This is a genomic window from Streptomyces sp. NPDC018031 (assembly GCF_044327625.1).
Lineage (GTDB): Bacteria > Actinomycetota > Actinomycetes > Streptomycetales > Streptomycetaceae > Streptomyces.
Window position 1 is genome coordinate 624,232 of record NZ_JBIRFT010000001.1, and the last position, 26,648, is coordinate 650,879.

24 protein-coding genes are annotated in these 26,648 nt (G+C 73.9%); 12 read left to right on the plus strand and 12 right to left on the minus strand.

The annotated features are described in order from the left end of the window. Positions 1-130: 130 nt before the first annotated feature. Positions 131-796, plus strand: coding sequence for an O-methyltransferase (locus ACH4B3_RS02655; RefSeq protein ID WP_398460880.1), 666 nt, complete (start codon positions 131-133; stop codon positions 794-796). A gap of 333 nt (positions 797-1,129) precedes the next feature. Here ACH4B3_RS02655 and ACH4B3_RS02660 read toward each other — a convergent pair whose 3' ends face one another. After that, a complete protein-coding gene (locus tag ACH4B3_RS02660; RefSeq protein ID WP_003966491.1) occupies positions 1,130-1,297 on the minus strand; it encodes a DUF3117 domain-containing protein in 168 nt (55 codons plus the stop codon). Positions 1,298-1,606: 309 nt separating this feature from the next. Between ACH4B3_RS02660 and ACH4B3_RS02665 the strand changes: the two genes are divergently transcribed. Beyond that, positions 1,607-2,410, plus strand: a complete 804-nt coding sequence (locus tag ACH4B3_RS02665; protein ID WP_398460881.1) for an enoyl-CoA hydratase/isomerase family protein — start codon at positions 1,607-1,609, stop codon at positions 2,408-2,410. Positions 2,411-2,578: 168 nt separating this feature from the next. Here the strand turns inward: ACH4B3_RS02665 and ACH4B3_RS02670 are convergent, their stop codons facing one another. Both ACH4B3_RS02670 and ACH4B3_RS02675 read right to left on the minus strand, forming a co-directional pair. Further along, on the minus strand, positions 2,579-3,172 hold the full coding sequence (locus tag ACH4B3_RS02670) for a DNA-3-methyladenine glycosylase I (protein ID WP_398460882.1): 594 nt from the start codon (positions 3,170-3,172) through the stop codon (positions 2,579-2,581). Beyond that, positions 3,169-3,939 (minus strand): DivIVA domain-containing protein, encoded by a 771-nt coding sequence (locus ACH4B3_RS02675; RefSeq protein ID WP_398460883.1) that lies wholly within the window; start codon positions 3,937-3,939, stop codon positions 3,169-3,171. Before ACH4B3_RS02675 ends, ACH4B3_RS02670 begins: the two co-directional genes overlap by 4 nt. A 238-nt stretch (positions 3,940-4,177) precedes the next feature. Between ACH4B3_RS02675 and folP the strand changes: the two genes are divergently transcribed. Continuing rightward, positions 4,178-5,077: a dihydropteroate synthase gene (gene folP / locus ACH4B3_RS02680; RefSeq protein WP_398460884.1), complete on the plus strand. Its 900-nt coding sequence runs from the start codon at positions 4,178-4,180 to the stop codon at positions 5,075-5,077. A 16-nt stretch (positions 5,078-5,093) separates the two neighbouring features. On the opposite strand, the gene ACH4B3_RS02685 is transcribed toward folP, so the two are convergent. Then, positions 5,094-5,843, minus strand: coding sequence for a TIGR00730 family Rossman fold protein (locus ACH4B3_RS02685; protein ID WP_398460885.1), 750 nt, complete (start codon positions 5,841-5,843; stop codon positions 5,094-5,096). A 204-nt stretch (positions 5,844-6,047) separates the two neighbouring features. Further along, a complete protein-coding gene (gene dapE / locus ACH4B3_RS02690) occupies positions 6,048-7,118 on the minus strand; it encodes a succinyl-diaminopimelate desuccinylase (protein WP_398460886.1) in 1,071 nt (356 codons plus the stop codon). A 130-nt stretch (positions 7,119-7,248) separates the two neighbouring features. On the opposite strand from dapE, the gene ACH4B3_RS02695 reads away from it, so the two are divergent. Further along, a complete protein-coding gene (locus ACH4B3_RS02695; RefSeq protein ID WP_398460887.1) occupies positions 7,249-8,193 on the plus strand; it encodes a hypothetical protein in 945 nt (314 codons plus the stop codon). Between the two features lie 290 nt (positions 8,194-8,483). Further along, positions 8,484-8,915 carry an ATP-binding protein gene (locus ACH4B3_RS02700; RefSeq protein WP_398460888.1) on the plus strand — a complete coding sequence of 144 codons (432 nt, stop codon included), beginning with the start codon at positions 8,484-8,486 and terminating at the stop codon, positions 8,913-8,915. A 215-nt stretch (positions 8,916-9,130) separates the two neighbouring features. Here the strand turns inward: ACH4B3_RS02700 and dapC are convergent, their stop codons facing one another. Continuing rightward, the gene (dapC, locus tag ACH4B3_RS02705; RefSeq protein WP_398460889.1) at positions 9,131-10,228 is read right to left on the minus strand and encodes a succinyldiaminopimelate transaminase; all 1,098 of its coding nucleotides are present in this window, start codon (positions 10,226-10,228) and stop codon (positions 9,131-9,133) included. A gap of 186 nt (positions 10,229-10,414) precedes the next feature. Beyond that, on the minus strand, positions 10,415-10,735 hold the full coding sequence (gene fdxA, locus ACH4B3_RS02710; protein ID WP_398460890.1) for a ferredoxin: 321 nt from the start codon (positions 10,733-10,735) through the stop codon (positions 10,415-10,417). Between the two features lie 138 nt (positions 10,736-10,873). On the opposite strand from fdxA, the gene ACH4B3_RS02715 reads away from it, so the two are divergent. From ACH4B3_RS02715 to ACH4B3_RS02725, 3 genes are all read left to right on the plus strand, one after another. Next, positions 10,874-11,908 (plus strand): GNAT family N-acetyltransferase, encoded by a 1,035-nt coding sequence (locus tag ACH4B3_RS02715; RefSeq protein ID WP_398460891.1) that lies wholly within the window; start codon positions 10,874-10,876, stop codon positions 11,906-11,908. 58 nt (positions 11,909-11,966) lie between these two features. Next, on the plus strand, positions 11,967-12,833 hold the full coding sequence (locus tag ACH4B3_RS02720) for a tetratricopeptide repeat protein (protein ID WP_398460892.1): 867 nt from the start codon (positions 11,967-11,969) through the stop codon (positions 12,831-12,833). 156 nt (positions 12,834-12,989) lie between these two features. Continuing rightward, positions 12,990-13,565, plus strand: coding sequence for a GNAT family N-acetyltransferase (locus ACH4B3_RS02725; protein ID WP_398460893.1), 576 nt, complete (start codon positions 12,990-12,992; stop codon positions 13,563-13,565). 220 nt (positions 13,566-13,785) lie between these two features. Here ACH4B3_RS02725 and ACH4B3_RS02730 read toward each other — a convergent pair whose 3' ends face one another. The 4 genes from ACH4B3_RS02730 to ACH4B3_RS02745 all read right to left on the minus strand — a co-directional run bounded on the left by ACH4B3_RS02730 (position 13,786) and on the right by ACH4B3_RS02745 (position 18,459). Beyond that, positions 13,786-16,224, minus strand: coding sequence for a hypothetical protein (locus ACH4B3_RS02730; protein ID WP_398460894.1), 2,439 nt, complete (start codon positions 16,222-16,224; stop codon positions 13,786-13,788). Between the two features lie 202 nt (positions 16,225-16,426). Next, entirely contained in the window at positions 16,427-17,107 is a 681-nt protein-coding gene (locus ACH4B3_RS02735; RefSeq protein WP_398460895.1) for a DUF6113 family protein, read from the minus strand. Then, a complete protein-coding gene (gene mshB, locus ACH4B3_RS02740; RefSeq protein WP_398460896.1) occupies positions 17,104-18,012 on the minus strand; it encodes an N-acetyl-1-D-myo-inositol-2-amino-2-deoxy-alpha-D-glucopyranoside deacetylase in 909 nt (302 codons plus the stop codon). The genes ACH4B3_RS02735 and mshB overlap by 4 nt, the downstream gene beginning before the upstream one ends. Before the next feature lie 252 nt (positions 18,013-18,264). Next, positions 18,265-18,459: a hypothetical protein gene (locus ACH4B3_RS02745; protein ID WP_398460897.1), complete on the minus strand. Its 195-nt coding sequence runs from the start codon at positions 18,457-18,459 to the stop codon at positions 18,265-18,267. A 241-nt stretch (positions 18,460-18,700) separates the two neighbouring features. Here ACH4B3_RS02745 and ACH4B3_RS02750 point away from each other — a divergent pair, with 241 nt between their 5' ends. Beyond that, entirely contained in the window at positions 18,701-20,950 is a 2,250-nt protein-coding gene (locus tag ACH4B3_RS02750; protein WP_398460898.1) for a prolyl oligopeptidase family serine peptidase, read from the plus strand. A gap of 51 nt (positions 20,951-21,001) precedes the next feature. On the opposite strand, the gene ACH4B3_RS02755 is transcribed toward ACH4B3_RS02750, so the two are convergent. Next, the gene (locus ACH4B3_RS02755) at positions 21,002-22,201 is read right to left on the minus strand and encodes a hypothetical protein (protein WP_398460899.1); all 1,200 of its coding nucleotides are present in this window, start codon (positions 22,199-22,201) and stop codon (positions 21,002-21,004) included. A gap of 405 nt (positions 22,202-22,606) precedes the next feature. Between ACH4B3_RS02755 and ACH4B3_RS02760 the strand changes: the two genes are divergently transcribed. The 3 genes from ACH4B3_RS02760 (at position 22,607) to ACH4B3_RS02770 (ending at position 26,620) form a co-directional block, all read left to right on the plus strand. Beyond that, complete coding sequence (locus tag ACH4B3_RS02760; protein ID WP_398460900.1) at positions 22,607-23,635, plus strand: ABC transporter permease; 1,029 nt, start codon at positions 22,607-22,609, stop codon at positions 23,633-23,635. A gap of 16 nt (positions 23,636-23,651) precedes the next feature. Then, on the plus strand, positions 23,652-25,454 hold the full coding sequence (locus ACH4B3_RS02765; protein WP_398460901.1) for an ABC transporter substrate-binding protein: 1,803 nt from the start codon (positions 23,652-23,654) through the stop codon (positions 25,452-25,454). Positions 25,455-25,642: 188 nt separating this feature from the next. Then, positions 25,643-26,620: an ABC transporter permease gene (locus ACH4B3_RS02770; protein ID WP_398460902.1), complete on the plus strand. Its 978-nt coding sequence runs from the start codon at positions 25,643-25,645 to the stop codon at positions 26,618-26,620. Positions 26,621-26,648 lie beyond the last annotated feature (28 nt).

Genomic DNA, 26,648 nt, shown 5'->3' on the forward strand with positions numbered 1-26,648 from the left:
TCCACCTCGCCCGTTAGCTCCGGATAAGCATTTTTGACCTGCATTTGGCCTTGGCCCATCTCATCCCCCCACCTCTCTCCAACGCCCGGTCCCATCTGCGGGTTCCCGGGCGCAGCGGATACAGTCACGCTTGCGTCAACTACGGGGACAGGAGAGGGCCATTACCGGCAACCGGCAGACGAGCTGGGCGTTCGCCGATGCGTTCGTCGCCGAGGACGCAGCCCTGCGCTGGGCCCGTGACCGGGCCCGCGAGGCGGGGCTGCGCTCGGTGTCGTCCGGCACCGGCGCGGCGCTGCGGCTGCTCGCCGCCGCGGCGGACGCCAAGGCCGTCGCGGAGATCGGCACCGGCACCGGCGTCTCCGGGATCCATCTGCTGCACGGCATGCGGCCGGACGGCGTGCTGACCACCGTGGACAGCGAACCGGAGCGGCAGCAGTTCGCCCGGCAGGCGTTCCGGGCGGCCGGCTTCGCCGGGAACCGGGCCCGCTTCATCCCCGGCCGAGCCCTCGACGTGCTGCCCCGGCTGGCCGACGGCGGATACGACCTGGTGTTCTGCGACGGCGACCGGATGGAGAGCCTGGACTACCTCGCCGAGGCCATGCGGCTGCTGCGCCCCGGCGGCCTGGTCTGCTTCGAAGGGGTGTTCGCGGACGGGCGGACCGTGGACTCCGCGGTGCAGCCCGCCGAGGTCCTCAGGATCCGCGAGCTGCTGCGCACCGTGCGGGAGAGCACGCTGCTCCAGTCGTCCCTGCTGCCGGTGGGCGACGGCCTGCTCTGCGCGGTCAAGCGGGGCTGAACCCGGGCCACCCGGTGCCGCCGGGGCGACCGGCGCCCTCGGGCGGGCCGATGCGGACCGGCCCGTGCCGCAGCCCCGCCGCCGCCCCACGGACGCCCCCCGGACGCCCCACCGAGCCCCCCGCGGGACGCCGTCGGGAGGCCCCCGCGGGACCGCCGCCGGGAGCGGCGTCTCCGGTCACCACACGACACCGCCGCACCGACGGCCGGACACCGCGCACCGGAGCTGCCCCGGCGCCCCCGGACACCGGGAAACGGAGCTGCCCCGGCGGCCGGCCCGATTCACTCGGACCACCCGCCGGGGCAGCTCACAGTCGCGCGGTGCCCAGGGGCCCTAGCCGACGACCTTCTTCAGGGCGTCACCGAGGGCGTCGGCCTCGTCCGGGGTCAGCTCGACGACAAGTCGACCGCCACCTTCGAGCGGAACGCGCATGACGATGCCCCGCCCCTCCTTGGTCACCTCGAGCGGGCCATCGCCCGTCCGCGGCTTCATGGCCGCCATGCTCGTTCCCCTTCCTGAAACCAGCTCATCGTCAGCCGATCGGCCCTCTGCATGGGCACGTGTCACCGGCATCGAACACATTGCTTCCCGCTCATTATCCCGCATGGCATGACCCGATGACCAACATCGAGCAGCAACCTCCCGGCAACGCGTTCCCGCAAAACCACCCAATTCGGCGACCGGGCTGCCATACTCCGCGCTCGCCGGGCCCGAACGATGGGTCGGTTCTTTGACGCAGGTCACATGTCGGCGATCCGCGATCTCCGGCATGCTGAGCGCTGACCACGCGACGGAGAGGACCCCCCTTCCATGGCCGACACCGTGCTCTACGAGCTCACCGACGGGCTGGCGACGATCACCCTGAACCGCCCGGACTCGATGAACGCCCTCAACATCGAGCTCAAGGAGGCGCTGCGCGACGTGCTCCGGCAGGCCGCCGACGATCCGGCCGTGCGGGCCGTGCTGCTCACCGCGACCGGGCGGGCGTTCTGCGTCGGCCAGGACCTCAAGGAGCACATCACGCTGCTCGCCGAGGCCGCCGGGGAGGGCGGCGGCGGCCGGGTCATGAGCACCGTCAAGGAGCACTACAACCCGATCACCAGGACCATCGCGGAGATGCCCAAGCCGGTGGTGGCCGGGGTCAACGGGGTCGCCGCCGGGGCCGGGGCGGGCTTCGCGTTCGCCGCGGACTACCGCGTGGTGGCCGACACCGCCTCGTTCAACACCTCCTTCGCCGGGGTCGCGCTGACCGCGGACTCCGGGGTGTCCTGGACCCTGCCGCGGCTGATCGGCCCCAGCCGCGCCGCCGACCTGCTGCTCTTCCCGCGCAGCATCAAGACCGAAGAGGCCCGGGAGCTGGGCATCGCCAACCGGGTGGTGCCCGCCGCCGAGCTGGCCACCGAGGCGGCCGCGGTCGCCCGGCAGCTGGCCGACGGCCCGACGGCCGCCTACGCGGCGATCAAGGAGTCGCTGGCGTTCTCCGCCGCCCACGGGCTCGCCGAGTCGCTCGCCAAGGAGGACGAGCTGCAGGTGCGGGCGGGTGCCTCGGAGGACCACCGGATCGCGGTGGAGGCGTTCGTGAAGAAGGAGCGGCCGCGGTTCCTGGGGCGCTGAGCCCCACCGGCCGGGCCCGGCCCGCGCCACCGGCTCCGGCCCGTCCCCGGACGGGGACCGGACCGGCCGGGCCGCGGAGCGCCGGCCCGGCCGGCCACATGTCGTCCCGCACCGGCCGCACGCGGTCCCGCACCGGCCCGCACCGGCGGGGCCCCGCCGGACACCCGGTCAGCCGCGCCGGACGTGGCAGTCGGCGAGGTGGTCGTCGACCAGCCCGCACGCCTGCATCAGCGCGTACGCGGTGGTCGGCCCGATGAAACGGAAGCCGCGCTTCTTGAGCTCCCGGGCCAGCGCCGTCGACTCCGGGGTGATCGCGGGCACGTCGGCGAAGCTGCCGGGCACCGGCCGTCCCTCCGGATCGGGCGCGTACGACCAGATCAGGGCGTCCAGTTCGCCGGGCTCCAGCTCTGCCGCCACCTTGGCGTTGGCGATGGTGGCGGCGATCTTCGCACGGTTGCGGATGATGCGCGGGTCGGCGAGCAGCCGCTCCGCGTCGGCGTCGGTGAACGCGGCGACCTTCGCGATGTGGAAGCCGTCGAAGGCGGCCCGGAACCCCTCCCGGCGGCGCAGGATCGTCAGCCAGGACAGCCCGGACTGGAACGCCTCCAGGCACATCCGCTCGTACAGCGCGTCGTCCCCGTGGACCGGGCGGCCCCACTCGGTGTCGTGGTACTCGCGGTAGTCGGCCATGGACTCCGCCTCCAGGCCCCACGGGCAGCGGGCGAGCCCGTCCGCCCCGGTCACCACGCCCTTGCCGGTCATGCACCGTCCCCCTTCGTTCCGTCCCCGCTGCCGGCCTCGTCCGTGTCCCCGGCCGCGGCCTCGTCCGTGGCCCCTGGTGTGGCCCCGGCTGTGTCCCCTGCTGCGGCCCCTGCTGTGTCCCCGGCTGTGCCCTGGTTCCGCCGCGGGCCCTGCCCGCCGCCCGGGGCGCCGCCGGGGCCCGTGCCGTCGTCGTCCGCGTCGCCCTCCGGCGCCTGCTGCGCCCCCGGCGGCGCGGCCTCGGGCCGCGGGGGCCCGGCCGGCCGGGGCGGAACGGCGGGCGGGGGCGGCGCGTCGGCCGGTTCCGCCGCCCGCTCCGGCGGGGGCGGCGGCGCGTCGGCCGGCTCGGGGGGCGGCCGGTGGCCGGGCCGGGCGGCGGGCGGCTCCACCGGACCGGACGGCGCGAAGCCGCCGCGGGCCGCGGGGCCGTACGTCAGGGGCCCGTGCGGCGCGATCGGGCCGCCGCTCGCCGCCGCCCGGGCACCGGCGAGCGCGTCCTCCAGCTCGGCGATCCGCGCGTCCCGCTCGGCGAGTTCGGCGCCGAGCCGGCCGAGCACGTCGTCCACGTCCGCCATCCGGTAGCCGCGCAGGGTCATCGGCAGCCGCACCGCCTCCACGTCGGCGCGGCCCAGCGGCCGGTCGGCGGGGAGCGGGTCGTCCAGCCGGTCGGGCAGCGCCTCGGCGAGCGGGCCGCTGTCGCGTCCCCCGACCACGGCGAGCGTGACCGCCCCGATCACCACGACGAGCGCGATGAGCAAAAACACGAACACGACGATCTTCTCCCCGGGGTGCGGACGGCAGCCGTTGGCACCGATCGTGCCATGCCCGGATCAGCACGCCGAGCGCAGTGGCGGTGGAGACGGTTGGGCCCCGCTCCGACGATCATGTTGGATCGAGGGGAACGAGGCGGTGGCCGGCCCGGTGGGCGGCCGCCGCACCGGCCCCCGGGGCCCGTGCCCACGGCACCGGCGCACGACGACGAACACGACCACGGGAGAAGGAGTACGGATGCTGCGGCTGGGACGGCGCGAGTTCGCGGAGCACGAGCAGGTGATCATGGCGATCGTGAACCGGACGCCGGACTCCTTCTACGACCAGGGGGCGACGTTCCACGACGAACCGGCGCTGGCCCGGGTGGAGCGGGCGGTGGCCGAGGGGGCGGCCATCATCGACATCGGCGGGGTGAAGGCCGGGCCGGGGGAAGAGGTCTCGGCCGAGGAGGAGGCGCGCCGCACGGTCGGCTTCGTCGCCGAGGTGCGCAAGCGGTTCCCGGACGTGGTGATCAGCGTCGACACCTGGCGGCACGAGGTCGGGGAGGCGGTCTGCGAGGCCGGGGCGGATCTGCTGAACGACGCCTGGGGCGGGGTCGACCCCGCGCTGGCCGAGGTCGCGGCCCGGTACGGGGCGGGCCTGGTGTGCACCCACGCGGGCGGAGCGCAGCCGCGCACCCGGCCGCACCGGGCGGCCTACGACGATGTGATGGCGGACATCCTCCGGGTCACCCTGGGGCTGGCGGAGCGGGCGGTGGAGCTGGGGGTGCGGCGGGACGGCATCCTCATCGACCCGGGCCACGACTTCGGCAAGAACACCCGGCACTCGCTGGAGGCGACCCGCCGGCTGGACGAGATGACGGCCGCCGTTCCCCGGGCTCTCGGCTTCGCTCGAGCAGGGGATACCCCACTGCCGGTCCTGGTCTCGCTGTCCAACAAGGACTTCGTCGGCGAGACGCTGGACAAGCCGGTCAAGGAGCGGGTCCTGGGCACCCTGGCGACGACCGCGGTCTCCGCATGGCTGGGCGCCCGGGTCTACCGGGTGCACGAGGTGGCGGAGACCCGGCAGGTGCTGGACATGGTGTCCTCGATCGCCGGTCACCGGCCCCCGGCGGTCGCCCGCCGGGGACTGGCCTGACCGGCGTCGCCGCCGGTCAGATGCCGATCTCCTTGCTCATCAGGGCGACCGCCTCGTCCACGTCGTCGGTGAGGTGGAACAGCTCCAGGTCGGCCGTGGACGCCTTGCCCTCGGCGACCAGGGTCCCCCGGAGCCAGTCCACCAGCCCCGTCCAGTAGGCGGTGCCGAACAGCACGATCGGGAAGCGGGTGACCTTCTTCGTCTGCACCAGGGTCAGCGCCTCGAAGAGCTCGTCCAGCGTGCCGAGCCCGCCGGGCAGCACCACGAACCCCTGTGCGTACTTCACGAACATCGTCTTGCGGACGAAGAAGTAGCGGAAGTTGACGCCGATGTCGACGTAGGGGTTGAGGCCCTGTTCGAAGGGCAGCTCGATACCGAGGCCGACCGAGACCCCGCCCGCCTCGCAGGCGCCCTTGTTGGCGGCTTCCATGGCGCCCGGACCGCCGCCGGTGATCACTCCGAAGCCGGCCTGCGCCAGGGCGCGTCCGATGCGCACCCCGGCCTCGTACTCCGGCGAGTCCCGCAGCGTGCGGGCCGATCCGAACACGCTGACGGCCTTGCCCAGTTCGGCGAGCGTGCCGAAGCCCTCGACGAACTCGGACTGGATGCGCATCACCCGGAACGGGTCCTCGTGCACCCATGCCGCCGACGGCTGGGTGTCCAGCAGCGCCTGATCGTCGGTGCCGGGCCGCATCTGCTCGCGACGGCGCACGACGGGGCCCATCCGCTGCTCATGCAGCGTTCGCTCGTCTTCAGCGTTGCCCATGGTGTGCTCCCTTCGCGTCCAACCTCCCCCTGGTCCCGGGCGGCCCCGGCACCGGGGAGGGATCTTTGGTTCAGCCTAGGCCCCGGGTGACCACGGAGAACGGAATTCCGGCGGTCCGGCCCGTGGCCGGGCGGTATCGGCGGGGCGGCGCGGCGGCCCGCCCGGTCGCGGCGCGGGCCGTGCCGGCCGGGCCGGCGGGCCGCGTCAGGCGGTGAGCCAGGCGCGCAGCCGCTCCTCGGCGGTCAGCACCGCGTCCACCGCCACGTGCTCCTCGCGGGTGTGCGCCAGCTTCGGATCGCCGGGGCCGTAGTTGACCGCCGGGACCCCGAGCGCCGAGAAGCGGGCGACGTCGGTCCAGGCGTCCTTGGGGGCCACCTCGACGCCGAGGGCCGCCACGAACGCGGCGGCGGCCGGGTGCGACAGGCCGGGCAGCGCGCCGGGGGCGCTGTCGGTGAGGGTGACCTCGAAGCCGTCGAACACCTCGCGGACGTGCGCCAGCGCCGCCTCCTCCGAACGGTCCGGGGCGAAGCGGAAGTTCACCGTCACGGCGCAGAAGTCGGGGATGACGTTGGTGGCGTGGCCGCCGTCGATCCGGACCGCGTTGAGCCCCTCGCGGTAGCGCAGCCCGTCGATGTCCACCTGGCGCGGCAGGTAGCCGGCGAGCCGGTCCAGGATCGGCGCGGCCTTGTGGATGGCGTTCTCGCCGAGCCAGCTGCGCGCGGAGTGGGCGCGCCGGCCGGTGGTCTCCACCCGGACCCGCAGGGTGCCCTGGCAGCCGCCTTCGATCTTGGCGTCGGTGGGCTCCAGCAGTACCGCGAAGTCGGCGGCCAGCCACTGGGGGTGCCGCTCGACCAGGCGCTTGAGCCCGTTGAGCTCGGCCGCGACCTCCTCGTGGTCGTAGAAGACGAAGGTCAGGTCGCGGTTGGGGGCGGGCACGGTGGCGGCGACGCGCAGCTGCACCGCGACCCCGGACTTCATGTCGGAGGTGCCGCACCCCCACAGCACGCCGTCCGCGTCCAGCCGGGACGGCACGTTGTCGGCGATCGGCACGGTGTCGATGTGTCCGGCGAGCACCACGCGCTCCGCCCGCCCCAGGTTCGTACGGGCCACCACGGCGTCGCCGTCGCGGTCCACGGTCAGGTGCGGCAGGGCGCGCAGGGCCTGTTCGATGGCGTCGGCGAGAGCCTGCTCGTCGCCGCTGACCGAGGGGAAGTCCACGAGCTGGGCGGTCAGCCGGGCGGCGTCCAGGGACAGGTCGAGTGCGCGGTGTTCCATGCCGGCGACCTTAGGCCATCGCGCGCCCGCCGGCGGGGCGTGCGACAACCGCCGGGCGCCCCGGGTGCGGCAACCCGCGGGCGCCGCCCTGCCCCGCCGGGGAGCGGGGCGCTCCAGTAGCGTGTGGCGGGTGCCCCCTGCGATCTTCTCCAGCCGCGCCCGGCTCCTGCGTGCGGGGGCGGCGTGTGCCGTGCTGCTGGCGCTGGCCGGGTACGTGGTCGCGCACCTGCTGACCGGCGGCGGGGGACCGCCGCGCTGCTTCGCGCGGACGGAGGGCGAGTCGGTGGCGCTCGATCCGGAGCAGGCCGTGAACGCGGCCACCATAACGGCCGTGGGTTCGGCGCGCGGTCTTCCGCAGCGCGCGGTGACCATCGCGCTCGCCACCGCGATGCAGGAATCCGGTCTGCGCAACATCAAGCGCGGCGACCGGGATTCCCTGGGACTGTTCCAGCAACGCCCGTCCCAGGGCTGGGGTACCGAGGAGCAGATTCTCGATCCGGTGTATTCGGCCGGGGCTTTCTACGATCAGCTGGTGCTGGTGCCGGGCTATTCGCGGCTGCCGCTGACGGTCGCCGCGCAGCGGGTGCAGCGCAGCGGATATCCGCAGGCGTACGCCAAACACGAGACGGAAGCCGTGGTGCTCACCGAGGTGCTGACCGGGCGCGCCGACGGCGCGTTCAGCTGCCCGGGGCCGCCGGACGACGGGACCGCGGGTGATCCGGCGCGGGTGCGGGAGGTGCTGCGCGAGGAGTTCGGGCCGCGGGTGACGGCGCCCGCGGGTACCGCACCGGAGGGCGAACCGGCCGGTCCGGGCGGGGATCCGGCGGACGGCGGTGCGGGCGCGGACCGGGACGACGACCGGGTGCTCGTGGTGCCGGTGCGGGGCACCGACGGGGACGACGCGCCGCGGCGGGGCTGGGAGTTGGCGCACTGGGCGGTGGCTCACTCGGCCGAGTTGCGCATCGAACGCGTCTCTTACCGCGGGCGGGAATGGTCCGCGAGGGATTCCGGAAAGGGCTGGCGGAACACCGGCCGGGCCCCCGAGCACGACGTGCGCATCACCGTCGCGCACTAGTGCGGCCGTTCGCTCCGGGGTGGCATGCCCGGCGCGTCGGAATTGACGCTCCACGGTCGGCGTGAAGACCGCTGCCGGATACGTCCGCCACACGGTCAGAGCAATGCCGAGACGTTTCCGCCGCCCCTTGTCGGACAGGAGGATGACCCGTTTTGCTCCGCAGCGGATTATCCGACGCATTGCTCATTCTTTACCCTCGCGCACCGAAACCTTCGCGCGGCTCAGGCGATATGCACTGCGTCCGCCCGCCGGACAGCAGATCCCCAACATCCCTCCGTCAAAGGAGCATCATGTCCCTCCCCCTCACGCGTCGGATCGCCCGAGCCGCGCTGCTGGTCGCAGCGGGCGCAGCTCCGGTGGTCGGCGTCGCCGGCGCCGCGAGCGCCGCGGAGCTGCCGAAGGTCACCAAGCTGGGCTCGATCAGCACCCCGGACCTCGCCGACGTGGGCGCCACCACCGAAGGCGCCACCAAGTCCCTCGGGAAGACGGCGGGCCAGGTGGGCGGCAAGGGCATCCCGGCCGCCGGAAAGACCCTGAGCAAGGCCACCAAGGCCGTCGGCGGCAAGGGCCTGCCCGGTGGCAAGGGCAAGGGCAAGGCCGCCAAGCACGGCGGGAAGGGGAAGGCGGCCAAGGGCCTGCCCACCACCGGGGACCTGCCCGTCGGCGGGCTGCTGTCGACCGACAAGCTGCCGGTCAAGACGCTGCCGGCGATCGGTCGCTGACCCGCGCCGGTACCCTCCGCGGATCCGGTCAGGCCGTCTCCGCACCGCGTGTGACCTCCGTGCGAAGGGCCCGGGGAGCGTCCGCTCCCCGGGCCCTTCGCCGTGTCTGCCGCGGGTCCGCCGGGGCGTGCCCCCGGGACCGGTCACCGCGCCGCGCTCCCGCCGGTCCGCGCCCGGCGGGCGGGCACCTGCCGCCTCCGGCCGGCCGCCTCCGGTCAGCCCGCCAGCCGGCGGACCGCCGCGGCCACCCGCTCGTCGGTAGCCGTGAAGGCGATCCGGACGTGCCGGCCGCCCGCGGGCCCGTAGAAGTCGCCCGGCGCCACGAGGATGCCGAGTTCGGCGAGCGCGCCCACGGTGTCCCAGCACGGCTCGTCGCGCGTGGACCACAGGTACAGCGACGCCTCGCTGTGCTCGATCCGGAAGCCGTACGCCTCCAGGGCCTCGCGCAGCGCGGTGCGGCGGCGGGCGTACCGCTCGCGCTGCTCCGCCACGTGGTCGTCGTCGCCCAGCGCCGCGACCGTGGCGGCCTGCACCGGGGCGGGCACCATCAGCCCGCAGTGCTTGCGCACGGTGAGCAGCTCGCCCAGCACCTCGGCGTCACCGGCGGCGAAGGCGCCCCGGTACCCGGCCAGGTTGGAGCGCTTGGACAGCGAGTGGACCGCGATCAGCCCGTCGAAGCCGCCGCCGCAGATGTCCGGGTGGAGCACCGAGACCGGTTCGGCGGTCCAGCCCAGCTCCAGGTAGCACTCGTCGCTGACCAGCAGCACGCCGTGCTCGCGGGCCCAGGCGACCGCGGCCCGCAGCTCGTCCTTCGCCAGCACCCGTCCGGTCGGGTTGGAGGGGGAGTTGAGCCACAGCAGCTTCAGCCCGGCCGGGTCCAGCTCGGTCGGGTCGTCGTAGGCGACCGGTTCGGCGCCCGCCAGGCGCGCCCCCACCTCGTAGGTGGGGTAGGCCAGCCGCGGGAAGGCCACCCGGTCGCCCGGGCCGAGTCCCAGCTGCGCCGGCAGCGCCGCCACGAACTCCTTGGAGCCGACCAGCGGCAGCACGTTCCGGTGGCCGGCGCCGGTGGCGCCCAGCCGCCGCTCCACCCAGCCGGTGAGGGCGTCCCGCAGCGCGGCGGTCCCCCACACCGTGGGATACCCGGGGGTGTCGGTCGCGGCGGACAGGGCCGCTTGGACCAGCTCGGGGACCGGGTCGACGGGCGTGCCCACCGACAGGTCCACGATGCCGTCCGGGTGGGCGGCCGCGGTCGCCTTGTACGGTTCGAGACGGTCCCAGGGGAAGACCGGGAGGCGGGCGGAGACTGCGGGCACGTGCTTCTTCTTTCTCGAACGATTCCGCCGGGGCGCCGGGCGCCCCCGCGGCGCGATACGCCTCGGCCCCGTACAACCCCGACCGCCTCCCCCGCCCAGGGGCGGTGGGAGGCGTGGGCGGTACGGGACCGGGGCGGCGCTGGAACTCGCTGCCGTCCTCGTTACCGGGTTACCGGTACTGCTGCGTCACTGGTTCTGCGGCCCGAGCGCGGCGATGAACGGGTGGTCCCGCTCGATCAGGCCGAGCTTGGAGGCGCCACCCGGCGAGCCGAGCTCGTCGAAGAACTCGACGTTCGCCTTGTAGTAGTCCTTCCACTCCTCGGGAGTGTCATCCTCGTAGAAGATCGCCTCGACCGGGCACACCGGCTCACAGGCACCGCAGTCGACGCATTCGTCCGGGTGGATGTACAAGGCCCGGGAACCCTCGTAGATGCAGTCGACGGGGCACTCCTCGATGCAGGCCTTGTCCTTCACGTCGACACAAGGCTGCGCGATGACGTAGGTCACGCTGTCGTTCCTCCTCGGTAGGGCCGGCGGACCGGTCTGCGGCTCCGCCGCGGGCGCGCGGGAGCGCGGCGTCGTCGATGCCCGCACCTAGTATCTCCGTTCTTGGGCACCAGTCGAACATGAGGGGCGGAGAGGGCAGTGGATTTCACCACCGGCGGACGGTACGAGGTCGGCATTACCCCCGCTGACGTGGGGAAACGCGTTTCCGTCCGGCGCCGGTACGAATCCGGTGAAGCTCCCGAAAGGTTTACCGATACGGTGGGCGTGCTCACATCCTGGACCTCAGGAGTGCTGGAGATCACACCCAGGTCCGGCAAAACCGTCCGTATCGCGGAATCCGCACTTGTGGCCGGAAAGATCGTTCCGGCCGCTCCCGCCCGCCGCCGCGGGCCCGCCGCCACCGCCCGGGAGCTCGACCTGGTGGCCGCCCGCGCCTGGCCGCCGCTGGAGAGCGAGACGCTCGGTGGATGGGAGCTGCGGGCCGCCGCCGGATTCACCCGGCGCGCCAACTCCGTCCTGCCGCTGGGCGACCCCGGGATACCGCTGGACGCCGCGCTGCGGCGGGTGACGGCCTGGTACGCCGAGCGCGGACTGCCCGCCTACGTCCAGACCAGCACCGGGGCGCAGGACACCCAGGAGCGGCTCGCCGCGGACCTGGAGGCCCGCGGCTGGGACCGGGAGATGTCCGCCGAGGTGCACATCGGGGCGCTCGCGCCGGTCGCCGACCTGACCGCGGACACCGGCCGCGTCACGCTGTCCCGGGACATCCCGCCCGGCTGGCTCGACCGCTACCAGCGGTTCGGCCGCCCCGGCCCCGAGGTCGTCCGGGTGCTGTGCGGCGGCCCCTCGGTCTGGTTCGCGACCGTCCCGGCCGCGGCGGCCGGCACCGGCGAGCCCGGCGGCACCGCGCCCGCGGCCATAGGACGGTGCGTGGTCGACGGCCGCTGGGCCGGGTTCACCGCGGTGGAGGTCGCCCCCGAAAGCCGTCGCACCGGGCTGGCCACCGAGGTGATGGCCGCACTGGCCCGCAGGGCGCTGGAGGAGGGCGCCTCGGCTGCGTACCTCCAGGTGGAGGCGGACAATGACGGTGCACGCGCGCTGTACGACGGCATGGGCTTCCGCCGCCACCACGCCTACCATCACTGGCGCGGGCCCCGGCGGGACCAGCCTTGACCGGGCCGGACGGACACCCACGGACGCCAGGCGGGCACGGAATGCAGGCAGGCACGGCATGAACGACACCCCCGGCACGGACGGCCCGGCGGACCCGGGCGGCGCCACCGAGCGGCGCCGGCGGTTCGCCGAGGCCGCTCGCGAGGAGCGCCCCGACCTGGCCCTGCTGTGCCTGCTGCTGGGGGCCGAGGCGGACCCGGAGCTGGACGAGGCCGGGCTGGACGCCGCCCAGATCGAACTCGACCGGCTCGCCGGGCTGCTGCCCTACGCCCCAGACGGCCCCGCCGGATGGGCCCGGGCGGTGGCCCGGGTGCTCGGCGAGGAGTGCGGGTTCCACGGCACCCCGGCCGACTACCGGCGGCTGGACTCCTCGCTGCTGCACGAGGTGCTGCGCCGCCGCCGCGGACTGCCGATCCTGCTCTCGGTGGTCTGGATGGAGGTGGCCCGGCGGGCCGGCGCCCCGGTGTACGGCGTGGCGCTGCCGGGGCACTTCGTGGTCGGCTTCGGCGACCCGTACGGGGACCACGTGCTGGCCGACCCCTTCGACGGCGGCCGGGTGCTGTCCGCCGAGGACGCGGCGCTGCTCGTGGCGGGAGCCACCGGCGCCCCGCTGAACCCCACCATGCTCGGCCCGGCCGGCCCGCTGGAGATCATGCTGCGCATCCTCAACAACATCCGCGCCTGGGCCGCCGCCCGCCCGGAACGCTCCGCGGTACAGCTGTGGGCGGTCGAGCTGGCGCTGCTGCTCCCCAGCCACCCGGCGCGGCTGCGCCTGGAGCGGGCGGAACTGCTCGTGCGGCGCGGCGACTTCGCGACCGGGGCCCGGGAGATGGAGGAGTACGCGGACGTGATCGCCGCGCTGGAACCGGACGCCGCCGACACCGTGCGGCAGCAGGCGCGGGCGGCCCGCGCGCTGCTGAACTGAGCGCCGCGCGGGCCGCGCCGGGCCACCGGGCCGCGCGCTTGCGCCACCGACCCGGCACCGCCCGGCCGGTGTGCGACGATGCCGCCCGGGGCGCGCGGCGCGCCGGTACCGTCCTGCCCGCGGTCGGGCAGGTCATCGGGGGTGTGGAGGAGCGGGATGTTCGCGATATCGCTGGGCGGGGACGGGGCCGAACTGGCGCCGCTGGAGCCGCGGCACGCCGAGGAGTACCTGGCCCACATGGACCGGTGCCGGGAGTTCGTCGGCCGGACCATCGCCCTGCCGGACCGGGCCACGGACCTGGCGTCGGCCACCGCCTTCCTGCGCGCCTACGCGGAGAAGGCGGCCGCCGACACCGGGCGGCTGTACGGGATCCGGGTGGACGGCACCCTCGTCGGCGGGGTCCTGTTCCGGACCTTCGACGCGCAGGCCGGCACCTGCGAGGTCGGCTGCTGGCTGGAGGAGTCGGCGGTCGGCCGCGGGCTGGTGACCCGCGCGGTCCGGGTGCTGATCGACTGGGCGGTCGACGAGCGGCGGATGCACCGCGTCGAGTGGCTGGCGGCCTCCACCAACACCGCGAGCATCCACGTCGCCGAGCGGCTGGGGATGGTCCGCGAGGGGGTCCTGCGGGAGAGCTACCCGCACCGGGGCGTCCGCCTGGACATGGAGGTCTGGTCGGTACTGGCGCCCGAGTGGCGCCGGCTGCGGGAGTCCCCGGCCGGCACCGCCCGCTGACCGCCCCGCCCGCGGCCCGCCCGCCGTGGCCGGGCCCGGCCGGCTCCCGGGCTACCGGGCCCCGCAGCGGGCCCCGAGCGCCCGGACGGCCCTCGGAGCCCGGTGCACCGTCCGCCGGGCCCTGGTGCCGCCCCCACCGGGCCCCGGACAGCGAACGGGGCCGCCCCGCCCTTCGGCGGAGCGGCCCCGTTTCAGCGATGCCCGGACGACCGGACGCCGGTCAGCCGCTCTTGGCCCCCTCGACCAGCGCGACGCGCTTGTCCGGCAGCGCCGGCGCGGTCTTCCGCAGCGCCTGGGTCATCGCCGCCGCCGCGTGCTGCGGGGTCATCGCGACCTGGCCCGCGCCCGCGTCGATCACGACGCTGTCGAAGGCGTGGCCGTACTTGGCCTTCAGCTTCTCCGGGTCGATCACCGGCTGCAGCCTGCCGTCGTCGCCGGCCTTCATCGTCAGGATCTCGCCGATGGTCTGCTCGCTGAAGGGCACCTCCACGCCGCCGGCCTGGAGATAGACCCAGCCCGACATGGCGGGCTCCGCGAACTCCTGCATCGCCCGTTCGACCTCGGCCTTGCCGACCTTGGGCTCGCGGGTCACGACGGGCAGTTCGACGGCCTTGTCCTCACCGGTCTCGGCCCGGTTCCGGTACGCCTCGGAGACCGCCGCGACGGCCTTCTCCACGTCCAGGCCCTTGCCGGGCTTGCCGTACACCGGTTCGGCCTCACCCGCGACGAACTTGATCGTTCCTTCCCGGGCCGAGCCGGACTCCCCGGCGAGCCGCTCCAGCGCGTCGGAGAGCTTCTCCTCGTCGACGATGACCGGGTCGCTCTCCGCGGTACGGGTGCCGCCGAACAGCGAACCGATGACGTTCACCGGGTTGTAGTCGCGCCCGGAGACCTCCCGGACGGTGCCCTCGGTGTCCAGCGACAGACCCGCCACGGACGGCTTGAGCTGGTGCTGCTCACCGTCCACGGTCACCTTCAGCGGAGCCTGCGCCCGCTTGCCGAGGCTGCTGTCGAGCTTGTCGACGGCCTCTTCCTTGGAGCTGCCGCCGATGTCCACGCCGAGGACGGTGGTGCCGTTGGGCACGTCCGCGTGGTTCATCACCAGCCCCGCGGCGTACGCGATGCCGACCGCGCCGACCAGCGCCGCACCGAGCAGGACGAGCTTGTTCCGCCCCTTCTTCCTCGGCTTGCCGGCCGGCTTGGGCGCGGCGGCGGGAGCGGGGGCGGCGGCCGGCGGGCTCGGCGGGGCGGCGCTGGCCGCGGTGAGCGCGTCGAGCGCGGAGGAGTCACCCTCGAACGTCGGGAACGGCGAGGAACCGGAGCCGGAACCCGAGCCCTGCTTCGGCCCGGCGCCGGACTTGTTCTTTTTCTTCTTCTCCGCCGGCGGGACCACCGGGATGCCGCTGACCAGGGTGTCGCCCGAGACGTGTGCGGGCACTTGGCCGCCCGGGGCCGGCTCGGGGTCGCGGAACAGGTCCGGACCCACCATCCGGCCGCCCTGCGGCGTCTCGGCGGTGGCTCCGGGGCCGCCCACGACCGGTGAGCCGTGCGGCGGGGTGGGCGTGGGCCCCAGCGGGCCGGGCGGGGCACCCAGCGGCGCGCCCGGGCCGGGCGGCGGCGTGCCCAGCGGTCCGCCGAGGCCGGGCGGCGGCGGCATCTCTCCGGTGCCGCTGGTGGTCGGTCCGGCCGGGCCGGGCGGGAAGTGGCCGAGCGGATGCTCGGCGGTCGTGCCGGACGGCCCTTCCGGGTGGAAGCCGGAGAGCGGGTCCGTACCCAGGTCGCCGCCGAAGCCGCTGCCGGGGCCCGCGCCCTGGTCCGCACCGAACCCGTTGCCGAACTCGTTGCCGAACCCACCGCCGAAGTCGTTGCCGGGCCCGCTGCCGAAGTCGTTGCCGGGGCCGTTACCGAAGTCGTTGCCGGGGCCGCTGCCGAACTCGTTGCCGAAGTCGCCGGCCATGGGGTCCGTGCCCAGGCCGTCGCGGCCGCCGCCGAGGTCCGGGGTGATCGCGGTCGGGCCGGTCTGGGCCGGGTCGCCGTCCCCGAAGTACGGCACGTCCGGGCCCTGGCCCGGACCGCCGGCCGGCGGCGGTGGCGGGGCCGGGAACTGCTGGGTGGTCTCCGGGGCCGGAGGCGCGGCCGGAGCGGCGTCCCCGGGCCGGCCCGCGGCCTGGCCGGCCGCGGCGGCCGGAGTGGCGCGGGCCTGTTTGCGCGGCGCGAACCAGTCGCTGGTCTTCTCCGGCTCGGCGTTCTCCGGCTCGGCGGCGGAGGCCTCGGGCGCGGCGGGCGGCTCCGGCCGGCGGCGGGTGGCGCCCATGTCCAGCGTCGCGTCGGGGCGAGCCGTGCCGCCGGTGTGCTCCTCCTCCACGCCGGAGCCCGCCGCTCCCTCCTCGCCCACCGGCTTGCGCATGACCAGCGGTGGGATGGGGCGCGACCCCGGAATGTTGATCTTGATCCGGGTGGTCAGCGTGGTCTCGGTCTTCGGTTCCTCCGGGAGGGCGGCGCCGCGCGGCTCCGCCTCGCCGGGGCCGTCCAACGGGGCCTGCTGCGTCGGATTCAGCGACGGGTACTGGCGCGATCCGTACGGCGGGGTCCCCGACGGGTACGCGGCGCCGCCGCTGCCCCGGGGTCCGGAGGACGAACTGTCAGATTCACGGCTCAATGCAGGTTCTCCCAGTTAGCTCCGCCGCCCGTCTCATTCGCGCGATGGGGTTCCCCATGCCGTAGGCGAGGGGAGGCTCGGCGGCGCGCACCACCATACTGGGCACCGGCCGCGCTCAGGCGGCGACCGCCGCATCACCCGAACCGACGGAATTCCGGCGCAGCACCCAGCATCTCAGGGACGTTATGCCGAAAACGCCCCGTCACTTACCAAGTCGGGCCGTCGAGCCGCCCGGTTGCGGCACCTTCGACATCGTGGCGCACATCACACCTACCACCATCCCGCCCAGCAGGAAGACGTAGGAACCCGCGCCGACGGTGAAGACGAAATCCCCTTCCGGCCGGCTCGCGGTGAGGAACAGCACCACGACGGCCCAGCCCACGGCGGGCACGACGCCGCCCAGCCGGGTGCGGGTGAGCTGCACCCCGCCGTAGGTGAGCGCCATCAGTCCGAGCAGCGCCAGCAGCAACCCGCCCGGGAACCAGGCGGCTTGGACGAGCGCGCCGGCGATGCCGGTGAGGACGCCCAGGACGGCCAGGAAGAGGTATCCGCCGATCCGCAGCGCGAGGGCGCCACCACCCGGTGGCACCGGCGCCGCGCCGCCCGGGCGCGCTCCGGCGCCCGGGCCTGAACCGGAGCCCCCGGGGCGTGCGCCCCCGGCACCACGGCCGGACGAGGCGACGCCCCGGCCGGACGACGAGCCCGCGGACGCCCGGCCCGCCGCCCGGCCGGCGGACGCCTTGCCCGACGTTCCGGCGGACGCCTTGCCCGACGTCTTACCCGACGGCTTGGCGGACGCCTTGCCCGGCGTTCCGGGGGAGGTCCCGGCGGATGCGGTGCCCGCGGTGGCGCGGGCCCGGTCCGAACGGTCGGCTGTGGTCATGCGGACACCCCCGCGAACAGGTCGTGCTCGGTACCGGCGGCCGCCTCGCCGCGCACCAGCCGGTAGTACTCGGTGGCCAGCAGCGGCTGCCCCAGCCCGTTGGAGAGGGCGAACCAGGGTTCGCTGACCTCGATCTGGGTGGCGTGCGCGCGCATCGCCGCCGCCTTCACCGCGCCGTACCCGGCGCCGTCGATCACCGTGGTCACCTCGGCCTCGTCGACCAGGCCGGGAACGTCCTCCGGCACCCCGACACCCGGGAAGGGCTGCGGCCGGGCCGCGCGCAGCCGGGCGAAGCCCTCCTCGACCAGCGGCCGCGGGACGCAGTTCCAGAAGATCCTGGCGATCTGGTGCGGTTCCCCGAGGTCCCGGCGGAACGCCCGCTCGCCGGCGAGGTCGGCGGCGCGCATCGCGACCCGGTGCGCCTGGATGTGGTCGGGGTGCCCGTAGCCGCCGTGCGGGTCGTAGGTGACCAGCACCTGCGGCCGCACCTCGCGGATGACCTCCACCAGATGAGCGGCCGCCTCGTCGACGTCGGCCTGCCAGAAGGCCCCGGGCCGGTCGTTCTGCGGTACGCCCATCATGCCGGAGTCACGGAACCGGCCCGGCCCGCCGAGGAACCGGTGGTCCGCGACGCCGAGCTCCTTCATGGCCGCCGCGAGCTCGCCGATCCGGTGTTCGCCCAGGCCGCCGTCGCGGTCGGCGGCGAGGTGCGCAAGACCGGCCGGGATGACCTCGCCTTCCTCACCCAGGGTGCAGGTGACCAGCGTGACGTGGGCACCCTCGGCCGCGTACCTGGCCATGGTGGTGCCGTTGTTGATCGTCTCGTCGTCCGGATGCGCGTGCACCAGGAGCAGACGGCGGCGCGGCAGGCCGTTGGCGAGGTCAGCGGGCGACGTACCTGTCACAGGGCGCGCCGCAGGCTCCCCCGGACGAAGTCCGGGGGAGCTTCCGTTGAGGGTGGGGGTGGGCGACGGGCCTGTCCCGGGGCGCGCCGGGGGCACCCCCGGACGAAGTCCGGGGGAGCTTCCGTTGAGGGTGGGGGTGGGCGACGGGCGGGCGGTCATGAGAACAGACTACGAGCCCGTCGGCACCCACGGTTAACCCGGTGCGAACGGTTGCCTACGGAGGGATGCCCGGAAGATCGCCGGACCCGCGGCTCAGATCTTGACGTCGCCGATCATGTCGGCGACGTTGGTGGTCAGGTCGTCGATCGTCGGCGCGACCGATGAACTGGCGAGGTAGAACCCCAGCAGCACACAGACGATCGCGTGCCCGCCCTTCAGCCCGGACTTCTTGATGAGCAGGACGACGATGATCAGCAGCAGCACTGCCGCCGAAATCGAGAGTGCCACAGCGGCTCACCTCCGGTAAGCGAGTTGACGGTCAACCTGTAGATGCTCGTGAGTCATACCCACTATGCGCAGTGGATCATAGCTATGACTCCGCGCGCATGACTCGGTGCACGGGAGCATGACAGGGGCGCATGCCTGTTCGCACTTGCGAGTTGAGCCCGAGCGGGACCGTCTGACGCAGGTCAGCGACGTCTACCCGCCAACCACTCCGTGGCCGGCTCTCGAGCCGTAGTCTCGGCATATGACACAGCAGACCACCGGAGATCTCTCGTTCCCCCGGCAGCACGCGCGTACCCAGCGCTTCACCCTGGGCGCCCCACGGGCCTTCACCGTCTCCCCCGACGACGCGCGGGTGGTCTTCCTCCGTTCCCGTACGGGTACGGATCGAGCCAATCTGCTGTGGGTGCTCGATCTCGCCGCGGGCCGCGAATTTGCGGCCGCGGATCCCGTCGCGCTGCTCGGCGGCGCGGCGGAGGAGTTGTCGGCCGAGGAGCGGGCGCGGCGCGAGCGGAGCCGGGAGGGGTCGGCCGGCGTGGTCGGCTACGCGGTCGACAAGGCCGTGGAACGGGCGGCGTTCGCCCTCTCCGGGCGGCTGTTCCTGGCCGACCTGCGGGGCGGCGGTGCGCGCGAACTGGCCGTGCCGGGGCCGGTGGTGGACCCCCGGCCGTCCCCCGACGGGCGCCGGATCGCCTACACGGTGCAGGGCGCGCTGCGGGTGGTGGACGCCGACGGCGGGGCGGACCGCGCGCTGGCCGAGCCGGAGTCGGCGACCGTCTCCTACGGCACCGCCGAGTTCATCGCCGCCGAGGAGATGGACCGGACGCGGGGCTTCTGGTGGTCGCCGGACGGGACGTCGCTGCTGGTCGCCCGGGTGGACGACGCGCCGGTGCGGCGCTGGTGGATCGCCGATCCGGCGCACCCCGGCCGGCCGCCGGCCGAGGTCGCGTACCCGGCCGCGGGCACGCCCAACGCCGAGGTGACGCTCTGTCTGCTGGGCCTGGACGGGACGCGTACCGAGGTGGAGTGGGACCGCGCGCGGTATCCGTATCTGGCCCGGGCGCACTGGTCGGCGTACGGCCCGCCGCTGCTGCTGGTGCAGACCCGCGACCAGCGGGCCCAGGCGTACCTCACCGTGGACACCGCCACCGGCCGGACCGAGACGGTGCTGGTGGAGGAGGACCCGATCTGGCTGGATCTTTTCCTCGGGGTGCCCGCCTGGACCCCGGACGGCCGGCTGGTCCGGATCACCGACCAGCCGGCCGGCGAGGGGGCGGAGCAGCCGGCCGGCCGGGTGCTGATGGTCGGGGACCGCGCGCTGACCACGGGCGAACTCCATGTCCGTGCCGTACTCGACGTGGGCGAGGACGACGTGCTGTTCTCCGCCTCGCCGGGCGCCGTGCCGGCGCCGGGGGCCCCCGGCGGGCAGGCGGAGCGGCCGGGTGAGATCACGGTGTACCGGGCTTCGTTCCGGGACCCCGGCGGCCCGGCCGGCTCCGAGCGGGTCGACGAGCGCGGGGCTCCGGCGGTCCAGTCGGCGTCCCGCGGCACCCGGGTGATCGTGCGCGTCCGGGCCACCCCGGACGCCCCCGGTGCCGAGTACGACGTGGTGCGGCAGGTCCGCGACGAGGCGGACGGCAAGGGCGGCTGGACCGAGGAGCGGCTGGCCCGCGTCGAGTCCCGTGCCGAGCGCCCGGTGCTCACCGCCCGGCCGCGGCTGCTGTGCGCCGGGGAGCGCCGGATCCCCTGCGCGGTGCTGCTGCCCCAGGGCTACCGCGACGCGGACGGCCCGCTGCCGGTGCTGATGGACCCGTACGGCGGTCCGCACGGGCAGCGCGTGGTGGCCGCCCACAACGCGCACCTGACCTCCCAGTGGTTCGCCGACCAGGGCTTCGCGGTGATCGTCGCGGACGGCCGGGGCACCCCGGGCCGCTCCCCGGCCTGGGAGAAGGCGATCCGCGACGACCTCGCCCAGGTGACGCTGGACGACCAGGTCGCGGCGTTGCACGCGCTGGCCGCCGAGCACCCGCTGGATCTGGGGCGGGTGGCCATCCGGGGCTGGTCGTACGGCGGTTACCTGGCGGGGCTGGCGGTGCTGCGCCGGCCGGACGTGTTCCACGCGGGCATCGTCGGCGCCCCGGTCACCGATCTGCGGCTGTACGACACCCACTACACCGAGCGGTACCTGGGCCACCCGGACGAGCAGCCCGCGGTCTACGCGGCCAACTCGCTGGTGACGGACGAGGGGCTGACCGGGGCCGTCGAGCCGGCCCGGCCGATGATGATCCTGCACGGGCTGGCGGACGACAACGTGGTGGTGGCGCACACCCTGCGGCTGTCCTCGGCACTGCTGGCGGCCGGCCGCCCGCACGAGGTGCTGCCGTTGTCCGGGGTGACGCACATGACGCCGCAGGAGCAGGTCGCGGAGAACGTGCTGCTGCTCCAGGTGGACTTCCTCAAGCGGTCCCTGGGGCTGCCCCGCTCCACCGCCTGAGCGTTCGGCCGGCGTCCGGCGCGCCCGGCCGGCCCGCGCCGGCCCCGCGGGTCACCAGCCGGGCGGCGGGGACGGGGGCGGCGGCGGGGACGCCGGGGGCGGCCCGGCGGGCGGCGGCGGTACGGCACCGCCCGGTACCGCGGGGCCGCCGGGCGTCCCGCCGCCGTACCCGGCCGGGGCCGGCCCGCCGTCCGCCGCGCCGTATCCGTAGCCCGGTCCGTACCCGTGTCCGGTCGCCCCGGCGTGGCCGCCCGGGGCGGCACCGGTCGGGTGGCCGGGACCCCAGCCGGCGCCCGGCCAGGACTCGCCGGGGCGCAGGCCGCGCTGGGCCAGCGCGACGAGGGCGACGAACCCGGCGAGCACCTCGAAGAAGGAGCTGAGCACGGCGAGCGTCTCGCGGGTGGGCAGGTCCTCGAAGTGCTCGATGTACTCCGTCTTGAAGTAGACCGAGGTGTCGGCGATCCCGTCGACGAGGATGATCGCGGCGGCCATCATGCCCAGCGGCCTGGCGTACGCCGTGCGGGCCCCGGCCGCGGCCGCCGCGACCAGGCTGAGCAGCACCGCCGCCCAGGCGGCCCAGGCGGCGGGCGGGGCGAGCAGGGTGACGAAGACGTGCTTGCCGCTGAGCAGGTGCCGGTAGGTGTCCCAGCCCAGTTCCTGCGCCCAGTAGATCTGCCAGGCCGCGATCACGCAGCCGACGGAGCCGAGGAAGAGCACCGCGGCGACGGCCGCGCCGGGCCCCGGCACGGTGGCCGGCCGGTCGGCGGGCGGGGCCCCGGGGACGCTGTCGGCCGGCTCGGCCGGGCGCCGTCCGGCGGCCGCGACGACCAGCAGCGCGACGCCCAGGAGCAGGCCGCCCCAGCCGGTGAGGGTGGCCCGGGTCCGCAGCCCGTCGGCGATGGGCGCGGCGTCCAGCCAGTCGGCCTGGACGGTCCACACCAGCGGCAGCCGGAGGACCACGGTGATCAGGCCCAGGGCGCCCAGGGCGCCGGCCGCGGCGGACGAGCGCAGTGCGGCGACGCCGGCGAAGACCGCCAGCACCAGCAGGATCGCGTCGAGGAGCGAGGAGCCGAAGACCCCGCCCCACGGGACGCGGTAGGGCAGTCCGGCCCAGGTCCACCACAGGTGGCTGGTCTCGTCGGCCTCTCCGAGGTCCCGGATGATCCAGGCGAGCGAGATCAGTGCCAGCGCCGCGCAGGCGACCGCTCCGAAGACGCGCGCTCCGCGCGTGAGTATCCGTCCCTGCCCCATGCCCCTAGGTATCCCCCCGGCACCGGCTCCCGGAACCGCGCGGGTGGGAAAAGAAAGCCGAAGGGTGACCGGCCGGGATGACACGGTGCACCCCGGCCGGTCTACGGCACCCGCACGGCCGTACGTTCCCCAGCGTGCCGCGTCCGTATATCGGTGCCGAGACGGTGAAGTTGCCGCTGTGTTAACGGGTTTGACGTCTTTTCGCCCCGGTATCGTCTCGCGATCATGCTCCTGTCAAGCACGCTCCCACCTCGATCCGCTCACCCTTCGACCAAGAAGGCCGGACCGGCCGCATTGCCCAACTCCGGCCTCTTGACCGGGTGTTGGAACCGTTGCGAAAGTCCGCTCTACCCGAGCGAGGGCTTCGGTGCATGACGCGAGTAGAACTGCGGGGGGCACTACGAGATGACGAGTCCGTCCCGTGCGGGATCCCCGGCGGCCGCCGGGGCTGCGTTACCGGCCGCCGGCACCACCCCGTCCGACCTTCCACCCCCGGCCGAGGGCCGCTCCCCCGGCCGGCTGATGTGGCGCCGGTTCAAGCGCGACCGCACCGGCGTGATCTCCGCGTACGTGGTCCTGGTCTTCTTCGTGCTGGCCCTGTTCGCCCCGGTGATCTCCCGGCTGTACGGCAAGGACCCGTACACCACCTACGGGCTGGACCGGCCGGGCCTGCTCAACGAGTTCTCCTACCCGGTCAAGCCGAACGGCGGGATCGACGGCGAGTTCTGGTTCGGCCTCGAACCCCAGCTCGGCCGGGACGTGCTCACCCAGCTGCTGTACGGCATCCGCACCTCGCTGCTGATCGCCACCGCGGTGACCGTGCTCTGCGTGATCACCGGGATCGTGGTCGGGGTGACCGCCGGGTACCTCGGCGGCCGCACCGACTACTTCCTCGGCCGGTTCATCGACCTGCTCCTCGCCTTCCCCGCCCAGCTGTCGTTCGTGGCCTTCACCCCGGTGGTGTACGCGCTGTTCGTGAGCCCGGAGAAGGAGACCCCGACCGCACTGCGGGTGATCACGCTGATCCTGGTGATGTGGGCGCTCGGCTGGATGGGGCTCGCCCGGCTGCTCCGCGGCCAGGTGCTCAGCCTGCGCGAGCGGGAGTTCATCGAGGCCGCCAAGGTCACCGGGGCCTCGCCCTGGCGGATCATCCGCAAGGAGCTGCTGCCCAACCTGTGGACCCCGATCCTGGTCCAGTCGACGCTGATGCTGCCGGCCTTCGTGACCGCCGAGGCGGGCCTGTCCTTCCTCGGCGTGGGCATCGTCGAACCCACCCCCGACTGGGGCCGGATGTTCGCCACCGGCGCCCGGCACTACCAGAACGACATCACCTACATGTTCTTCCCCGGCATCGCCATGGTGATCTTCGTGGTCGCCTTCAACCTGCTGGGGGATTCGGTCCGGGACGCGTTCGATCCGAAGACGAAGCGTTAGGCAGGTGCACACGACCATGACGTCATCCTTCAGACACCGGGCGCGGCTGACCGCCGTCGCCCTGGCGGCCGGGGCCCTGGTGCTCTCCGCCTGCAGCAGCGGCGGCGGGGGCAGCGGCGGGACGGACGGCACCCCCGACTCCGGGCCCGACAAGACCCGGGCCGAGAACTACTCCCTGGGCACCAAGGCCGACTCCACCGGCCCGGCCGCCCCGGTCGCCGGCGCCAAGGAGGGCGGCACGGTCAACGTCCTGCAGCGCGACGCCTTCACCTATCTGGACCCGGCCCAGATCTACTACGCCGACCAGCTGACCGCGCAGACCCTCTACAACCGGTCCCTCACCACCTACAAGGTGGGTACCGACGGGAAGGTCAAACTCGTCGGCGACCTGGCCACCGACACCGGCACCTCCTCCGACGGCGGCCGGACCTGGACCTACACCCTCAAGGACGGCCTGAAGTTCGAGGACGGCTCAGCGATCACCTCCGCCGACGTCCGGCAGAGCGTGGAGCGGCTGTACGCCGCGTGGGCCACGGACGGGCCCCAGTTCATCCCCCAGTGGCTCTCCGGCACCGGGCAGTCCTTCCGCAAGGCGCTGCCGGACGGCCCGTACAAGGGCGACCACCTGCCCGCCGACGTGCTGGACACCCCGGACGACAAGACGGTCGTCTTCCACTTCAAGGAGCCGCACGCGGACACCCCGTACGCGGTCGCCATGCCCAACATCGGGGCGGTGCCCTCCGAGCCCGGCAAGGACCCCGGCGCCACCTACGACCGGCGCCCGCTCTCCTCCGGGCCGTACAAGATCGGGACGCAGAAGGCCGGCAAGCAGCTGACGCTGGTCCGCAACGACCAGTGGGACCCCGCCACGGACGCCGTGCGCCACCAGTACCCGGAGCGGTTCGACATCCGGTTCGGCGTGCAGGAACCGGACTCCTCGCGGCGGCTGCTGGCGCAGCGCGGCAGCGACCGGGAGGCCATGTCGTTCACCAACGCGGTCACCGTGGAGACCGGCCCCTCGGTCCTGAAGGACTCCTCCACCGAGGACCGCACCTTCAACGAGGTGCAGCCGTACGTCGACTACATGGCCATCAACATGTCGCGGATCAAGGACAGGAAGGTCCGCCAGGCGCTGGCCTACGCGCTGCCCAACGGCCAGATCCTGGGCCAGTTCGGCGGCCCGCGCGCCGGCCAGGTCGCGGGCAACCTGCTCGCCCCCTCGCTCGCCGGCTGGAAGGACATCGACCCGTACCGGAAGAAGAAGTTCCCGGCCGGTGACGTCGCCACGGCGCGGAAGCTGCTGAAGGAAGCGGGCAAGGAGGGCCAGAAGATCGTCTACGCCTACCCCAACACCACCGAGTACCAGAAGGTGTCCGTGGTGGTGACCCAGGCGCTGGAGCGGGCCGGGTTCTCGGTGGAGAAGAAGGAGGTCGACTCCAACAACTACTCCACCGAGATCTCCAAGGTGGACAACAGGTTCGACATCTACCGGGCCTCCTGGGGCGCCGACTGGCCGGTCGGCTCCACGGTCGTCCCGCCGCTGTTCGACGGCCGCAACGTCTCCGACGGCAACCAGAACTACTGGCACCTGCGGAACAGCGAGGTCGACGCCGAGATCGACCGCATCAACCGGATCACCGACGTGAAGAAGGCGTCCGCCGCCTGGGTCGCGCTGGCCGAGCGGATCCTCGTGGAGGACGTCCCGGCGGTACCGATCTTCTACAACCGCCAGTGGAACATCTGGGGCTCCGGGATCGGCGGCGTGAAGTACCACCCCGTCTACGGCACCGCCGACCCGACCGGCGTGTACGTCAGGTAGCCCGGCACCGCCGACCCGACGGGCGGGTGCGTCCGGCGGGGCCGGCGGCCGGGCGGCCCCCGCCCCGCCGCCGGCCCCGCGCACCGGCCCGTCGACCCCGCGCACCGGTCCGCCGCCCGGCGGCGGGCCGGCCGCCCTCCCGATCCGTCTGGCCGCCACGGCGCCCGTACCGGAAGACCCGCGACGCCATGCTCCGATTCCTGCTGCGCCGCACCCTCGGCGCGATCGTCATCATCCTGCTGATCAGCGCGATCACGTTCTTCCTGTTCTTCGCCCTGCCCTCCGAACCCGCCCAGCTGGCCTGCGGGAAGAACTGCGGGCCGGACGCCCTGGCGATCATCAACAAGAACCTGGGGCTCGACGACCCGGTGCCGGTGCAGTACTGGCACTACCTGGTGGGGATCTTCGCCGGCCGCGACTTCGACATCGGCCACTGCTCGGCCCCCTGCCTGGGCTACTCGTTCCGCAACTCCCAGCCGGTGTGGGAGACCATCCTCGACCGCTACCCGACCACGCTGTCCATCGCCTTCGGCGGCGCGGTGGTCTTCCTGGTGATCGGCGTCTCCATCGGCATGATCGCCGCCGCCCGGCGCGGCACCTTCGTCGACAAGTTCTTCAGCTCCCTGTCGCTGGTCGGCAATTCGCTGCAGATCTACTTCGTCGGCACCATCGCGCTGTGGCTGCTGGTCGACTCCTGGGGTCTGATCTCCCGCCCGGAGTACGTCCCGATCAGCGAGAACCCGGCACGGTGGGCCGGCGGCATGCTGCTGCCCTGGCTGGTGCTGTCGATCATCTTCATCGCCAACTACAGCCGGATGACCCGCTCCCAGATGATCGAGCAGCTGAACGAGGACCATGTCCGGACCGCCCGCGCCAAGGGCATGTCGGGCCGCACGGTGTTCTTCCGGTACGCCTGGCGCGGCGCCGTCGCGCCCATCGTCACCATCGTCGGCATCGACCTGGGATCGCTGTTCGGCGGGGCGATGGTCACCGAGTTCACCTTCACCCTGCACGGGCTGGGCCGGCTCGCGGTGGAGTCGGTGACCGAGAAGGACCTGCCGATGCTGATGGGCGTGATGCTGTTCAGCTGCACCGCCATCGTCATCGCCAACATCGTCGTCGACGCGCTGTACGCCGTCATCGACCCACGTGTCCGCCTCGCCTAGGGGCGGTACCGGTGACCAGGAGCAGGAT